This is a genomic window from Paenibacillus sp. Y301 (assembly GCF_059445505.1).
The window spans coordinates 385,224-400,584 of the sequence record NZ_JCAIUL010000003.1 but is presented as its reverse complement, the minus strand read 5'-3'; the positions used below and the strand labels follow the sequence as shown (position 1 = coordinate 400,584).

Here is a 15,361-nt window from a genome sequence, read left to right as displayed (position 1 = left end):
GAGACGTTAAAGTACGTCCCCGATTCGGATTCATTATATCCATTATTTTTTATTCGAATCAATTATTTTAGTTACTCGTTCCTGAGCATTCTTAATCGTCGTATCTATATTCTGATTGCCAAGAATCAACTTTTCATACTCCTCATTAACAGCTTTGAATACTTCAGCTTGATAGGAAGCCGGGGGAACAATGGATGAGGCTTTGGACAATATAAGTGTATTAACAAGTGATTTCTTATCGACTTTCTCTGGATTCTTAGTACTGCTTAGAATCGTATCAATAATTTCTTCAACCTTTTCACTCTTTACCTGATTCCACGCAGGAATATTCTTACCTTGAATAATCTGTCCTTCTGTTGTGTACCAGCGTACGAATTTATAGGCTTCTTCCTTATGTTTAGAATTTGCGGCTACGGCAACGTAATCTGTAGTCACTGGAGTTAGCCCTGTTGGGTCTTCTTTATTATTCTTAGGAAATGGGGCCACCGCTATGTTAAAGGTTAGAGGTACTTTATCCGTTCCACCGATCTCCGAATTCATCCAACTTCCGATCGTAATCATACTAGCAGATTGATTAAAGAATTGCGTACGATAGTTCAACTTCTGGGAGATCATATCGCTGTAAGGAACGGAGGATTGATCTTCCTTCTCCATTCTCACTCTCAGTTCAAGCGTCTCTTTAAAGTATGGGCTATCTAGATTAGATGAACCGTCTGCCTTAAGAAAGTCTGCATCCTGTGCTTGATTCTCCATCTTTAACTTAATGAATTCCAGCCAGCCACCACCTTGAGGCCCATGAAAATAAGTACCGTAGCGTTTGCTTGCGCCATCACCTTTTGTCAACTTCTTAGCGTAATCTGCATAGTCATCCCATGTCCAATCGATCGGAACTTCGAGATTAGCTTCATCAAGATGATCTTTGTTCAAAAGCACATACCAAGGATTGAACTTTCCTGGAAGCGCATACACCTTTCCGTTTAAATGAGTATCCACTTTATAGTCACTCTCAACGGTATATCCATCTTTGGCGATGTAACTATCTAGTGGTTCAGCCATTCCAAGTGCTACACGCTGAGCGTACCCCGCAGGATCACTGAACATGAGAATATCCATATCTGCTGAAGATGCTGCTTCGAGATCTAGCTTCTTAGAGGCTTCTTGGGTATCCCCTTTCTCACTAAGTTGTACTAGCTCAACGGTCACTCCTGGTGTAGCCTCTTCATAAGCCTTCAGCGTCTTACTCCAGTTATAGGCTGACTCTGTACCATACGTATACAATCGAAGATTGACCGATTTCCCAGAACTACCTTCTGATGCAATCTTACCTTCCTTAGCATTGTTATTATTTCCGCCACATCCCGATAGTAGACTAATCAATACAACCCCGCTGATGGCTACTGACAACACTTTTCGTTTCATACCCTATCCCCCTCCTTGTATATCGTTACGTTGTAACAATTCACATTATATAGAACAGACACGCCCATCTTATCCAACTATATTTACTATATTTGAATTATTTTTACTATTATTGGGAGCTGAGCTTATTATCCTTTTACTCCACCAAGTGCAATGCCTTCGATCACGCTCTTCTGTCCAATGATGAATACGATCAATAGTGGAAGAATCGATGATACCGCAGCTGCCATAATGAGTGAATAATACTCTCCGCTTAGAGATGTGAATTTCTGCATCGCTAATGGGAGTGTGAATAATCGATCGCTTCGTACGAAAATAAGTGGATTCTGATAGTCATTCCATGTCCATATAAATCTCAAGATGGCATACGTTGCAACAGCTGGCTTTACCAGCGGGAGCGCAATCGACCAGAAGATTCGTGGGTGTCCTGCTCCATCGATTTTGGCGGATTCAATAAACTCTTGATGTAATCCCATGAAAAATTGCCTTAACATAAACGTCCCAAGTACACTGAAGCTTCCTAGAATAATCAGACCGATATGACTATCGAACAATCCGATATTTCGATATAGAATGAACTGCGGAATTAGGATCGCCTGACTTGGGATCATGTATGTAATCAGCACGATAATAAATAGTCCATTACTTGCAGCAAATTGTATTTTGGAGAATCCGTACGCTGCCAAAGCGGAGACGATACAGGAGGTCATTGTTGTTAGAACGCTCACTTTAATCGAATTCCAATAATACACATAGAACGGATACTCACCGAACCAGACTTCTTTATAGTTCTCAATCACATTCCATTGCCTCGGAATCCATTGAATAGGATACACGAATACATCCTTTTCTATCTTGAAAGATGTAACTAACATCCATACGAAAGGGAGTAGGAAGATAATGCTCACTGCAAACATGATAATGGTTATAATCATTTTTTGCCAATTGATACCCGTTTGTGTCTGCATGCGTATCTCTCCTTTCATTAATAATTGACCCATTTTTTCTGAGCAGCCCATTGGCCTAAAGTAATCAATAACACGAATCCAAATAAGACGGTTGCAATAGATGAGGCATATCCTACTTTCAAATTAACAAAGGCAGTGTCGTATAAATACCAGACCATCATCGTAGTCGAACCGATGGGTCCACCCTGCGTCATAACAGCAATGATATCAAACACTTTGAAAGTTGAAATAATGCCGGTCACAAGAAGAAAGAAAGACGTGGGTGAGAGCAAGGGAAAGGTTATACGCGTGAATTTACGCCATCCGTTCGCTCCATCTATTTCAGCGGCTTCATATAAATCCTTCGGAATGGATTGTAATCCCGCGATATAGATAATTAAGTTGAAACCAATGGAGACCCATATCGAAATCATCATGATCGAGATTAGTGCAAAGTTCGGATCTGCAATCCATTTAGGAGGATTTGCGATTCCAACCGCTCGCAGCATTTCATTAATCGGACCGTAGGAAGGTTGGAATAATACTTGCCATACTACAGCAACAGCTACAATCATAGAAATGTAGGGCATGAAATAGGCGACCTTGAAATATCCCTTACCGTAAACATGTCGGTCGATTAGTATAGCCAGAATCATGGAAATCAACATATAGATTGGCACGGTAAGTAGAAAGAGAATGTTATTTCGAACAGACTTAATGAACATCTCGTCTTCTAGTAGGTTCACGAAATTCTGAAGCCCAACCCAACGGATTCCATCCAGCCCCTGTACGAAGTTCCAATCGGCAAACCCTAGAACAATGGTGGCGATAATTGGAATCAGTACTAGAATGGACACTCCGATTAACATGGGGCTAACGAATAACAATCCTGAGAGTGTCTCTCCCCAACGAAGGGAATGACTTTTTGGTTTATTCCCTCTAAGGGTTTTCTTAGTTAGCAGTTCAATTTGTTGAGCCATATGATACACCTCCATTATTGTGATGAGGAACGATGAATATATTTTAATTATAAAAACATAACCCTCTTTTCTTTGACGGTATTTTGATCAATAAGAACCTTATTTTTACCTTTATGTTCAGTGGCTGTTCTTTTAAGATCAGGACTTCAAATTCAGTAATAAATGGTTTACAATGGGTTTCATTAATGAGATCGATTGCAATACGATGTATGAAAGGAACTCCATATATGACGAGCGAACCCGGAATCCGGATCAAGTTAACTGAACTGGCTAATGCCATCGTTGCCCACCGTCCTGAATCCTTCAACCCCTGGGGAACGCAGGATTGGCGTACTCACTTGCAATCAACTCGAGGATCTCATATATACCAGAAGTACTGGGCGGATCTTGACTCCTACGCGGCACGAGCAAGGGAATCTCTCCTTCCTGCCCTTACGTTCTCACTCTTCCGACAATTTAACGATTCAGGAGAACGCAAGGCTTATGAGGATGTATATTTTGAACGGCGTGGACGAATTGCTGCGCTCGCCTTAGTTGCAAGTGCAGATCCTTCTCATGAGAACATACAACTCCTAGAGGATTTGTTGTGGGACGTTTGTGATGAGTATACGTGGTGTCTCCCTGCACATTTACCTGCCACAGATGATAGCTTATCTTCAAGACAAAATGTGGATCTATTCGCCGCGGAAACGGCAGGCATGTTGGCTGAAATAATCACCATGTTGGAGGAGGATTTGGATACACGTATTACAGAGAGGGTTCAAAAAGAGATTGATCAGCGGATATTTGAGCCAGTATTCTGGAGACCTGTTGGCTTCCACTGGGAATCAGCAGATCACAACTGGTCTGCGGTCTGTGCAGGAGGCTGTGGCATTGCAGCTCTATTATTAATGAAAGACTATATGCAGCTTACTTCTGCAATGCAAAGGGTCATATCATCTTTGAATGCTTTTCTTTCCGGTTATGGGTTGGACGGAGGTTGTGCTGAAGGCTTAGGATATTGGGTTTATGGCTTCGGGTATTACACCTACTTTGCTGAAATGTTGAAGGAGTATACATCAGGACACATCAATCTTCTGGATTGCCCAAAAGTCGCGGCGATCTCTTCCTTTCCAGAGAATGTTCATCTATCGGATGGCGTATTCGTCAACTATTCGGACTCCAGTGAATCAGAGCTATTACCGCCCGGGCTCCTTACTCGACTTGCAGAACAATCAGATCGACATACATCTCTTCCATTCGTAATGCCTCTAATCTCAGATGATCCATGCCATCGTTGGGCTCATTTATCGCGTAATGTGCTTTGGAGCAACCCACAAGTCTTTGGATCACAACGTCAGAAAGAGAATGTGTACTTATTAGATCTGAATTGGCTCATCCACCGCGGGGAGATCCATAATCAAGATAGTAAGCCTATTGTCGTGAGTTTCTCGACCAAAGGTGGGCATAATGACGAACCACATAATCATAATGATCTAGGTCACTTTCTTCTACATGGTGGTGGTGAGAACCTGCTGTGTGATTTAGGTCCAGGCATATATACGAAATCTTATTTTTCTGTTGGACGAGAGTCGATTATTAATATTTCCTCGGGTGGACATTCACTTCCTGTCATCAATGGAAGCTTACAGCGTTCTGGGAGAAGTGCTGAAGCTATTATACTTGAAGGACATCTCTCCCAAGATATCGCTAAGCAGACGTTAGATCTGACCTCCGCTTATCCTGAGGCAGGGATAGAACAATTTATACGACATTTCAACTGGTCCATTGATCATGACGCGAATACAGCTAATCTAATTCTAGAGGATCATATCGTATGGAATGACTCCCCTGGCAACATGGAGGAGCGACTGATTAGTAAATTCCCACCACATATAGAAGAAGGACGTATCATCTGGCACGGTCGCCATGCGGAGCTAACACTAGATTATAACGAGGACTATATGAAGGCCACCTCCACTGCCATCGCTCATGAAGATCATGATGGAGTACCTTTTACATTTTATCAGACTTCATTAATGATCCATCCCAGTCCCGACACGGAGACCAACCTGACTGTCTGCAGGCTGTCGTTCTTCATTACTTCATATTATATTAATTACTAAGATCTAAAAATAAAGGGCAGTCGAATACTATCCGATCTGCCCATTTATTTCACATTCACACGACTAATCCAATACCTATCCATAACCCAGGAACACACAATCCCTATCCCATATCGAATTAGATCAATGCTCAAGAATCCTTTTCCTAATATAAGTGCTCCCAACAACGTCGATCGTAAGTCATTAATCCAGTCGGCTTGGTATAACTGACTAAATTCAATGGTATAACTGAAGAGTAAACTCAGAACAACAGATACAAACAGTCTTTTATTTCTGAACAATATCCTACAACCGAAATATACCATACTTGCCCACAGTGCATCTCCGAAATGACTTGATATGAACAAGGGTAGATGGTCTGAGAACACCCTCGAACTGAGCCCTAAGATGATAACCACAACAAATATAACGATATAAATGATTCTGTTCTTCAAATTAATCATTCGCATACCACCCTTTCAAAGATGACATCATCGTTTGTTTGCGAATAACTGCTGCATCTGTTCAGACAAGGGTTCATTATCTGAGAAGAGATCCGGAAATACCCGTAGCATTTCTGTAAGTACTTCGGTTAATTTCACAGTGTCACATACACGAACAACAGCATCTCCGAATTCACCAAAATATAAGGCACCCTTAGCTATCATCACTTCTTCAACCTTCCAGAAGTACTCTGACCAAGACTCTCCACAATGTCTACGCGATGGCACTTCCATAACCGTACCGTCGGCTAGAACGGTTTGTAATTTCTCATGATCATCAGTCATCCTACCCGGAATATTAAGCCATTCCTCTACCCCATGTATAAAGGTATTCCTACGAAAGTCCACTCCAATAAGTAGAATAGTTGCTTGTTCATCCAACAACTTACCCCAAGCTGAACCTCTCGCACATGGTGTATCAAATCGTTCATCACCAGTTGTAAATTCCCTAGCATTGCTACCCATTGCCGCTACGGAATGCGTGGGATGCCATGATCGTACGACTCCTGGTCTCTTACGAAACATTTCAGGTAGAATACCAATACACGATGGTGACTCTTCCACATAAAATGTTGGATTGCTAGCATTTATATTAGCCCATGTATGTGTGGGGAGAACAAGCAATCCATCTTTCATGTAATCTCCCATAACGTTAAGGACCGTGTCCGCTCCTCCTTCTACCTCTCCTATACTTTTCATAGATGAATGAACGAGTAAGACACCCTGTTCGTTAATGCCCATGTGATGCAGTTGCTCCAATAGAGTATCATGTGTGTGCATAAATCAATAATCTCCTTTAAGTTACTTCATGATTGAATGATCGTACAGTAAGTCCCCCTAAAACTATTCAACATGTTCAATACAATACCTTCTGGAGAAGTCTTCTATCATGCCCTATGTCGATTACAACTCCAAATATGCAAAAAAAGTCATGGGGTAGGAATAATCCATACCCATGACTCTTAGATTAACAATTTGTCCACGAAAGCCAAGACAACGTTTGTCCATATTGTTTATCCGCGTTTCCGTTTAGAACCAGAACCATCTATCATATGTCTAATCACTATTAACGGGTGGCTCCATAACATGCGTGGCCCAGCATACTTCATAACTGTCTTAATCTGAGCCCGCCGATCCGGTTTATAACAATGAACTGAGCAATGCTCACAAGTTGTTTTCTCCTCACCGAAGCGACAGCGTTCCAGGCGAAGATGCGCATATTGAAGAATATTCAAGCATTCCGTACATAGTTCTACTGTGCCACTTGATGCACTTTTGTTTCGATCATGTCCTTGTCCCATACAATAATTATGGATCATGATTGAAACTACATTCTTCTCTCTAAGGATCCGTGGACCTTTGTTTTCTTTGGTTTGGGTTGGCGTCCGTTGCTGATTACTTGAAGCATCCGGCATAGTTACGCACCTCACTTTTTATGTAACTATGCTAATTATACTTCTAAATTCAGCGTTCAAATATTAACTAAGTCTCACTCTTGTTATCCACTGCTGTGTCTTCCGATGGCTTAACCGCAAATAGTGTTAGTAGTCCACCAACCGCAGCAACAGCTGCCATGATGCCAAACAGAATCCAGTGATTCGCATTCTCTAATAAGGAAACGACTGGAGGCCCTAGAGATACCCCAATAAATCTCATACTACTATATAACGATGTAATCGTTCCTCGTTGTTCTTTATCAATACCTTCTGTAATCAACGCATCCATACAAGGAAGTGCGATTCCAATGCCTGCACCGCAAAGTGAGAACAAACTAGTCACAAAAACAATCTGACTACTAAACCCAATAATGATAAGGCATACAGTTATAAGGGCCATGCCAGCAAACCCTAACCATTTCATCCGTTTCTTATTCTGCCCAATCACTTTCCCACCGATGTAGGAACTCAAGCAAAGTACCGCAAGTGGAATGGCTAACACCAATCCCTTAAGAATACCATCCAGTTTATATTTCACTTCTAAGGTTTCCGATAAATAGAAGAGAACCCCAAATAATATGAACATGCATATGCAACCTACCGCAAAGATCGCATATAACCAACGCCCCTTTTCCTTCAAAATTTCTTTCGTCCCCGCTAGAAACTTCTTCAGCGAGATGTCAGCCTTATCCTTTTTCGGGGTTTTGACAAGAAATATAACGAGCACTAAAGAGATGATACAAAGGATGGGGATACTAATAAAAGGTAGATACCATAACACTATTCCAAGTGCTGCACCCAGTATCGGACTAATGACTTTTCCGAAAGTATTAGAGGTTTCTATGATGCCCAACCCTTTACTAACCTCTTCCTCTTTGTCAAACATATCTCCTACTAATGGAATAACAATTGGAAATGCGCCTGCAGCACCGATTCCTTGCAAAAGTCTTCCGCCTAGGATGATCCAGTAAGCTACCATACCCTCCGTTAACCAAGCTGCACCCGCAGCGACCGCGCCACCTGCAGCGGCAATGATAAGACTAGGGATGATAATTTTCTTCCTACCGAATCGATCTGACAGATAACCTGCGATAGGAATTAGTAATATAGCCACAATCGCATACACTGTAATTAACATACTTACTTTAAAAGAACTAATATGAAGTTCCCTCGAAATCAAAGGTAAAATGGGTATCAGCATGGAATTTCCAAGTGTCATGATGAGCGGAATGGAAGAAAGTGCTACCAAGTCCCACTTCATATTCTTCATTATTAAACCACCTTTAGGTTTCTTCAATCATACCTATTGTGGTTTAATTGTCCCCAACATATTCATGTTTTCGTTAATACATTTTATACTATTAATCATGTGCGTCAATAAAGGTAAAGTGACTCACACTAACCGTCCCCTGTAACATCAGAAATATAGTGTGAATCCCTGCAACATGATCTAAATGACATGTAACCGTAGACCATACTCCGTGATCTGATGGTAGGACCGAGCACTGGCCTATGCCTATTCCCTCAGGACTATCCAGACGAACCTCAATATATCCACCTTCAATCCCACCCGAGACCCGTAATTCTAAAGAATGAACAATCTCCTTAAACTCGACATCTTGAAAGGAAATCCATCCTTGTTCATTCACTGCCCTCACCCCAGTGCGTCCTTCAAGACACTCATCAAGAAGCACATGGTAATAATCATTGTAATTTTCCGCATAGGTGAGCTTTGTGAGATCACGATGAGGGATGATCTCACCTTGGACTTGAACAGTCCTCTCCAAGCGAATATCTTCTGAAGTACTCCCGATCAACAATTTATATGCACCTGATTCCACACAGAAGCGGTCTCTACTTACATCCCAAATGGCAAGCTCAGATACAGGAACTTGAAAGCTAACCTTCCGTCTTTGTCCCGGTTGAAGGTTAATCCGTCTAAAGCCCTTTAACCGTTTGTTCGGCGTCATCACACGCGATACGTGACCACTTACATACAATTGCACCACTTCATCACATAACCTATCGCCTGTATTCTCAATTTCAACCACGATAGTTATCGTGTCATGAAGCTGATAAGTGTGTTGATCAACGATCATATTTTCATATGAAAATTCACTATAGGTTAATCCATGACCAAACGGATATAATGGTTTTCCATCAAAATACATATACGTCAACTTATTTTTGATAATATCGTAATCTAAGAAATCAGCCAGTTGCTCTTCACCTTGGTACCAGGTCATATTCAAGCGTCCTGCTGGACTATAATCTCCGAATAGAACATCCGCGATCGCATTCCCTAGTTCTTGCCCTCCATGAGAGGAATATAGAATGGCCGGTGCTATTTCTGCTAACTCTCCCAAGGCATAAGGATAACTTCCTATAATTACGACAACCGTGCGTGGATTAGCTTTACACACTTCTTTGACCAACTCCACCTGAGCAGGTGGTAGTTCAATCCCAGGACGATCTACTTCCTCTTTTCCATTAATGAACGGGTTATTCCCAACAAATACAATAGCAACATCATGGTCACGAGCTGCATCGACAGCTTCCTTAAGCCCATCCGATACCACCTCTTTCGTAAAGCCTGTGGTAGCACGCTGGTCTAACCAATCCTTACTTCCACGTAAAATAGTCGAACCATACTCATCTACTGAAAGTTTAATAGGATGTCCATTCCACGTTTTTATGGTCACGAGATCATCCTCCTGTGAGGAAATGTCTAGCACTTCTTTCACGAACCAACCCCATACTCTCTCCGCAGAAGCATGAAGTGTCAATTCATCATTTGCCGTCACATATAGACCATTCGCCTTGGATTGTAATGTATGACTACCATAACCCCAGTTCGTATGTGTAAATAGCGCTCGATCATCGTTCGCACCATCCGGTTGTGGCATAAGAGGGGTTGTGTTATCCTTCCCTGCAACTACGTACCAACCGCTTCCTACCGTTCTCAGCGTGATCACATCATCCCCACTATGGAAGCTAACATGTTGGTCCAATCCTGCTAATTTCTTTGATATCCCCTCGAATGGGGTAACTGCGTAAGGAAGTGTGCCACTGTACCAATCTGTATATACGATATTACCAAGAGGTCCAATAACCGCGACGCTCTCCGTCTTCTCTTTAGATAGGGGTAATAACCTACCTTCATTCTTCAAAAGGACAATAGACTCTTGCGCTGCTTGATGGGACAACTTACTATGCTCTGAACACATCAGTACAGAATCAGGAATTGCTGCGTAAGGGTTATTCTCTGTTGGATCAAATTGCCCAAGCTTAAAGCGCACATGAAAAATATTACGAATGGCTCGATCTAAATCACCTTCATTTATTAAACCACTAGCGAATGCAACCTTCGTCGCATCGACGACCAACTCTTGTTCATCTGTCAGGCAATCCACACCTGCTTTAAGAGCTCCTGCTACTGATTCCGCATGTGTCGCATGGTACTTGTGATACTCTACCGTCTGTGACAAATCACCACCATCACAGACGATAAATCCGGGCATTTGCCATTCACCCTTCACGAACTGATTCACATAAGGACTCTCAATCGCAGGCGTTCCATTAATTGAGTTATAGGCAGTCATCATAGAATAAGCTCCGCCTTCAACAAATGGCATTTCAAACGCTTTCAAATAATACTCATGCATATTCCGCGGATCAATACTCGAAGAGAAAGTGAGACGATCCACTTCATTATTATTGGCAAAAAAATGCTTCAACGTGGCGACCATCTTGAGGTAGAATGGATGATCGCCCTGCATACCTTTTATTAGAGAGGAGGTTAACATTCCAGTCAAATAAGGGTCTTCTCCATATGCTTCTTCCGTCCGCCCCCAACGTGGGTCTCGCTCCATGTCGACCGTAGGCGCCCATAAAGTTAGGCCGTGATGCGTAGGATCTTTATGATGGAACACTCTTGCCTCATCCCCTACTGCAGAACCAATCGACTTCATCAACTCTGGGTTCCAAGTACAAGCCAGTCCGATCGGCTGAGGGAATACCGTTGCCTCCCCAATCCAAGCAATGCCATGGGCGGCTTCACCGCCCACACAGTAGGCAGGGATACCTAGACGATCAACCGCAGCTTGGCGAGTTGGAATCAGCCCTATTTTCTCATCTAATGTGAGGTGTGAAATAAGGTCCTCAATACGTTCTTTCAAAGGCAAAGTATGATTCCAAAAAGAATACCCTTTAAACGTCTGTTCCATTATGAACATCTCCTATAACGATAATTGGGTCAATGCTTGGAACGATTCTAATGCAGCAACTTTCAGTTTATCTGCTTCTTCATGCAGTTCAATTTGCACCTCATGGATATAGAGATTCGTAAAAGTCCACAACATGTCATAGGCTTTTCTCCGAATCATCGCCTGTTTACTTAAATCAAGTTCGATTCCATATCCTTTTATAAACCTAGGGTCATTCTTATATAATACGAAATCAAACTCACGATCCGCGAACATCGCTCGATCCGCATCAATGATTGCTGCAATATGTAGCGTACCCTCTTCGTCTCTTTGGGCAAGTACATTAGGATCCCACAAATCATTATGCACAAGCGAAGGTATCGTCACTTCATCAAATAACACACGATGTGTTAGGAAAAAATTCTGAAATCCATCGATTACCGTTGGTTCAACTAACTCATACTTTCGACAGAGATCTGCCACTTCCGTTGCGAATTGGATCAATACTTCACTCCAAGAGTCCGATCCTACCACCGTTCCATCAGGCTGGGGAAAACCGAATTTGTCTGCTGAGATGTCATGCATCTGGCGTGTACATTGGCCTAGTTCTTCTTGTAAACGATGATACTCTTCCCTTGTGATCGAAGGGTCATTTAATTGAATACTATCTATGAATGTAATTAACATATACGGCCGGTCAATAATAGCGCACGAACCGTCGTAACGCACTACATGTGTACATGGAATACCCTTCTTTGCCATACGCCCATAAGTGACCGGTTCAACAGCCATCATATTCTTCTCAAAAGACAGCAGATGTTCCTTATTTCCGGGGGCAACACGTAGAATAAGCTTCTGCTCGGGAAGAAAACCTTCTACGTAATACGTTGTGTTAAATTGACCCCCTTTCATCATCTTAATCCGCTTCACTTCCGTATTGGGCCCAAATGTATTCACCATAACTTCTCGAATTTGTTCATCTGTCACACTCTGATAGAGCTTAGATACTGCCATGACGTTCACCCAACTCCTTATTCTATGTATTAGAGGTTGTTCAAAAAGCCATCTTTTGATCACGAAGTATGCCAAGAAGCTTATTCGACATCGAATATTGAATTCAGCCGGTCCTTCCGGTGCTCACGTAGGTACTGCCTACGTTCCGCTCCTCACTCCCTTGCTTCATCCAATCTTCTGAAGCGTTTTGAAAAAACGCAGCATCGTAAGCATACTCTTGGTGCTGAAAATTCGACTTTTTGAACACGCACTATTAAAAAAACCGAGTCCACCCGACGCATATAAGTGAAGAGAACTTTGCTGAATAAAAGTCTCATCTCTATATATACATCATCGTGACTCGGTTTTCTATATTGTCAAACACCCAAATTCATGGTTCACATCTCATCTCATACATGAATCAGGCCTTTTCTTTACTTTTATTATACCAAGTTAATCTTCACAGAAGTTGCACCCGCTGCTGGTGTAATTACGACACCATCAACACCGGATTCCGACTTGCCGCCATCTACGGAAGCCACTTCGTTAATACCTCTAAGTACTACGGACCAAGCTTTACCTACGCCATCCGTTGTTACTTCGATAATAGAACCAGAACGTGTTGCTGTAACAGCAAGTTCTTTCTCTGCTTGCAAGTTAACAACTTCAGCTTGTGCTGTTGCACCCTCAGCCAATTGGAACAGGTGAAGGCTAACGCCATCAGCAAAGTCGTAATCTGTCTTGTTATCTTGTTGACCTACAGCAAGGATCGTGTTGGATTTAACCATCATTGGTAATGTCATGAAATCATGGTTCTCACTATACCAACGGCTACCTTCAAGAACTTCACCTGTTAAGTAGTTCGTCCAAGTACCTTCAGGAAGGTAATAGGTTACATCGCCTTCTTTATTGAAGATTGGAGCAACCAAGATGGAATCCCCGAACATATATTGTGTATCCAATGGAGCACAAGTTGGATCTTCAGGATATTCAAGAACCATAGCTCTCATCATTGGTAGACCCTTCACAGTAGATTCTACTGCGGAGTTGAATAGGTACGGCATAAGTCTGCATTTCAGCTTAGTGAACTCGCGAACAACATCCACCGCTTCTTCTCCGAACAACCAAGGCACCCGGTACGAAGTACTTCCGTGTAGACGACTGTGTGAAGATAACAGACCGAATTGTACCCAACGTTTGTATACGTCTGGTGCAGCTGTCATTTCGAAACCACTGATATCATGACTCCAGAAACCAAATCCTGAAAGACCTAGAGACAATCCACCACGTACGGTTTCTGCCATCGATTCGTAACTAGCTGAGCAATCGCCACCCCAATGTACTGGGAATTGTTGGCCGCCGACTGTTGCAGAACGTGCGAATAGAGCAGCTTCACCTTTACCGATGTTTTCTTCCAATACTTCAAATACTGCTTTGTTATATAAGAACGTGTAGTAGTTATGCATTTTGACTGGGTCAGATCCATCATAATAAACGACATCTGTTGGAATTCTTTCGCCAAAGTCAGTTTTAAAGCTATCTACACCTTGACCAATAAGAGTCTTCAACTTATCTTGATACCATTTAACTGCAGCTGGGTTCGTGAAATCGACAAGAGCCATACCTGCTTGCCATTTATCCCATTGCCATACGCTTCCGTCAGCTGTCTTAACCAAATAGCCATGTTCCATACCTTCATCGAACAAATGAGACTTCTCAGCGATGTATGGATTAATCCATGCACAGATTTTAAGACCTTTATCTTTCAAACGTCTAAGCATGCCTTCTGGATCTGGGAACATATCCTTGTCCCACTCGAAATCACACCATTGGTACTCTTTCATCCAGAAACAGTCAAAGTGGAATACGGAAAGTGGAATATCACGTTCTGCCATGCCATCGATGAAGTGATTTACAGTATCTTCATCGTAGTCTGTTGTAAAGGATGTTGTAAGCCATAGACCAAATGTCCATGCTGGTGGAAGTGCTGGTTTACCTGTTAATTTCGTGTAATTATTCAATACTTCTTTTGGAGTGCCTCCACCAATAATGAAGTATTCAAGAGATTCACCTTCAACGCTGAACTGTACCTTCGATACGTTCTCTGATGCAATCTCGTAGGATACTTTCTCAGGATGGTTAACGAACACGCCATACCCTTTATTGGAGAGATAGAAAGGAATGTTCTTATAAGATTGCTCAGAACTTGTACCCCCATCTTCATTCCACATATCTACGACTTGACCATTCTTTACAAATGGTGTGAAACGCTCGCCTAGACCGTATACATACTCACCTACACCGAGGTCAAGTTGCTCACGGAAATAAGCTGTTTTGTCAGGAGATTTAATATAACCTGGTGCTCTCCATCCACTACCTGTCACACGTTTGCCTGCGAAGTTGAAATCGATATTCCAACCTTGTTTTTTATTCACCTTGACACTAAGTTGCCCGCTTGTAAGCTCAGCCACTTCTTCGTCCATTGCGATTTGTACATCTGTTTGCTCTGTGTATAGTTCAAACTCAGGACTTTTCTTCACTTTACCTTTATGATGATTCAATTGAACGCGAATCACATTGGGCATTGGAGAGCTATATGTAGCTTTTAACAATGTACCATTTAGGGTATCACCTTTTGTTTCAATCACTTTAGTTGCTGCATATACGGTCATAGAATCACCAGATTGTGTTATATCACGAATATCTGCTGGATTCTGAACTTCATAGCCTTCGCGGATTTGCCAATATCCATCCGAAAATTTCATATATCTAACCTCCTATGGTTTATACTATA

At 42.1% G+C, this 15,361-nt stretch carries 11 protein-coding genes; 1 reads left to right on the top strand and 10 read right to left on the bottom strand.

Translation table 11 applies throughout. From position 1 onward, the window contains the following. Positions 1-42 precede the first annotated feature (42 nt). The 3 genes from AC1D69_RS08250 to AC1D69_RS08240 all read right to left on the bottom strand — a co-directional run bounded on the left by AC1D69_RS08250 (position 43) and on the right by AC1D69_RS08240 (position 3,346). Positions 43-1,419: an ABC transporter substrate-binding protein gene (locus tag AC1D69_RS08250; RefSeq protein ID WP_495455644.1), complete on the bottom strand. Its 1,377-nt coding sequence runs from the start codon at positions 1,417-1,419 to the stop codon at positions 43-45. A 128-nt stretch (positions 1,420-1,547) separates the two neighbouring features. Next, positions 1,548-2,387: a carbohydrate ABC transporter permease gene (locus AC1D69_RS08245; RefSeq protein WP_495455643.1), complete on the bottom strand. Its 840-nt coding sequence runs from the start codon at positions 2,385-2,387 to the stop codon at positions 1,548-1,550. A 17-nt stretch (positions 2,388-2,404) separates the two neighbouring features. Further along, the gene (locus AC1D69_RS08240; protein WP_495455642.1) at positions 2,405-3,346 is read right to left on the bottom strand and encodes a carbohydrate ABC transporter permease; all 942 of its coding nucleotides are present in this window, start codon (positions 3,344-3,346) and stop codon (positions 2,405-2,407) included. Between the two features lie 209 nt (positions 3,347-3,555). On the opposite strand from AC1D69_RS08240, the gene AC1D69_RS08235 reads away from it, so the two are divergent. Then, on the top strand, positions 3,556-5,451 hold the full coding sequence (locus AC1D69_RS08235) for a hypothetical protein (RefSeq protein WP_495455641.1): 1,896 nt from the start codon (positions 3,556-3,558) through the stop codon (positions 5,449-5,451). Positions 5,452-5,495: 44 nt separating this feature from the next. On the opposite strand, the gene AC1D69_RS08230 is transcribed toward AC1D69_RS08235, so the two are convergent. From AC1D69_RS08230 to yicI, 7 genes are all read right to left on the bottom strand, one after another. After that, entirely contained in the window at positions 5,496-5,894 is a 399-nt protein-coding gene (locus AC1D69_RS08230; protein WP_495455640.1) for a ribosomal maturation YjgA family protein, read from the bottom strand. 27 nt (positions 5,895-5,921) lie between these two features. Next, positions 5,922-6,713 carry an AAC(3) family N-acetyltransferase gene (locus tag AC1D69_RS08225; RefSeq protein WP_495455639.1) on the bottom strand — a complete coding sequence of 264 codons (792 nt, stop codon included), beginning with the start codon at positions 6,711-6,713 and terminating at the stop codon, positions 5,922-5,924. Between the two features lie 233 nt (positions 6,714-6,946). Further along, on the bottom strand, positions 6,947-7,348 hold the full coding sequence (locus tag AC1D69_RS08220) for a nitrous oxide-stimulated promoter family protein (RefSeq protein WP_495455638.1): 402 nt from the start codon (positions 7,346-7,348) through the stop codon (positions 6,947-6,949). A 67-nt stretch (positions 7,349-7,415) separates the two neighbouring features. Further along, entirely contained in the window at positions 7,416-8,639 is a 1,224-nt protein-coding gene (gene bcbE / locus AC1D69_RS08215; protein WP_495455637.1) for a bacillibactin exporter BcbE, read from the bottom strand. Positions 8,640-8,730: 91 nt separating this feature from the next. Further along, on the bottom strand, positions 8,731-11,595 hold the full coding sequence (locus AC1D69_RS08210) for a glycoside hydrolase family 3 C-terminal domain-containing protein (RefSeq protein ID WP_495455636.1): 2,865 nt from the start codon (positions 11,593-11,595) through the stop codon (positions 8,731-8,733). Between the two features lie 12 nt (positions 11,596-11,607). Further along, on the bottom strand, positions 11,608-12,588 hold the full coding sequence (locus AC1D69_RS08205; protein WP_495455635.1) for a phosphotransferase family protein: 981 nt from the start codon (positions 12,586-12,588) through the stop codon (positions 11,608-11,610). Positions 12,589-13,010: 422 nt separating this feature from the next. Continuing rightward, positions 13,011-15,332: an alpha-xylosidase gene (gene yicI / locus AC1D69_RS08200; RefSeq protein ID WP_495455634.1), complete on the bottom strand. Its 2,322-nt coding sequence runs from the start codon at positions 15,330-15,332 to the stop codon at positions 13,011-13,013. Positions 15,333-15,361 lie beyond the last annotated feature (29 nt).

What these genes read in the sequence shown, in the direction of transcription:
- AC1D69_RS08245 (WP_495455643.1), bottom strand. Translation starts at nt 2,387, where the DNA reads ATGCAGACACAAACGGGTATCAATTGGCAAAAAATGATTATAACCATT.
- AC1D69_RS08235 (WP_495455641.1), top strand. Translation starts at nt 3,556, where the DNA reads ATGAAAGGAACTCCATATATGACGAGCGAACCCGGAATCCGGATCAAG.
- AC1D69_RS08210 (WP_495455636.1), bottom strand. Translation starts at nt 11,595, where the DNA reads ATGGAACAGACGTTTAAAGGGTATTCTTTTTGGAATCATACTTTGCCT.
- yicI (WP_495455634.1), bottom strand. Translation starts at nt 15,332, where the DNA reads ATGAAATTTTCGGATGGATATTGGCAAATCCGCGAAGGCTATGAAGTT.
- AC1D69_RS08230 (WP_495455640.1), bottom strand. Translation starts at nt 5,894, where the DNA reads ATGATTAATTTGAAGAACAGAATCATTTATATCGTTATATTTGTTGTG.
- AC1D69_RS08205 (WP_495455635.1), bottom strand. Translation starts at nt 12,588, where the DNA reads ATGGCAGTATCTAAGCTCTATCAGAGTGTGACAGATGAACAAATTCGA.
- AC1D69_RS08225 (WP_495455639.1), bottom strand. Translation starts at nt 6,713, where the DNA reads ATGCACACACATGATACTCTATTGGAGCAACTGCATCACATGGGCATT.
- AC1D69_RS08220 (WP_495455638.1), bottom strand. Translation starts at nt 7,348, where the DNA reads ATGCCGGATGCTTCAAGTAATCAGCAACGGACGCCAACCCAAACCAAA.
- bcbE (WP_495455637.1), bottom strand. Translation starts at nt 8,639, where the DNA reads ATGAAGAATATGAAGTGGGACTTGGTAGCACTTTCTTCCATTCCGCTC.
- AC1D69_RS08240 (WP_495455642.1), bottom strand. Translation starts at nt 3,346, where the DNA reads ATGGCTCAACAAATTGAACTGCTAACTAAGAAAACCCTTAGAGGGAAT.
- AC1D69_RS08250 (WP_495455644.1), bottom strand. Translation starts at nt 1,419, where the DNA reads ATGAAACGAAAAGTGTTGTCAGTAGCCATCAGCGGGGTTGTATTGATT.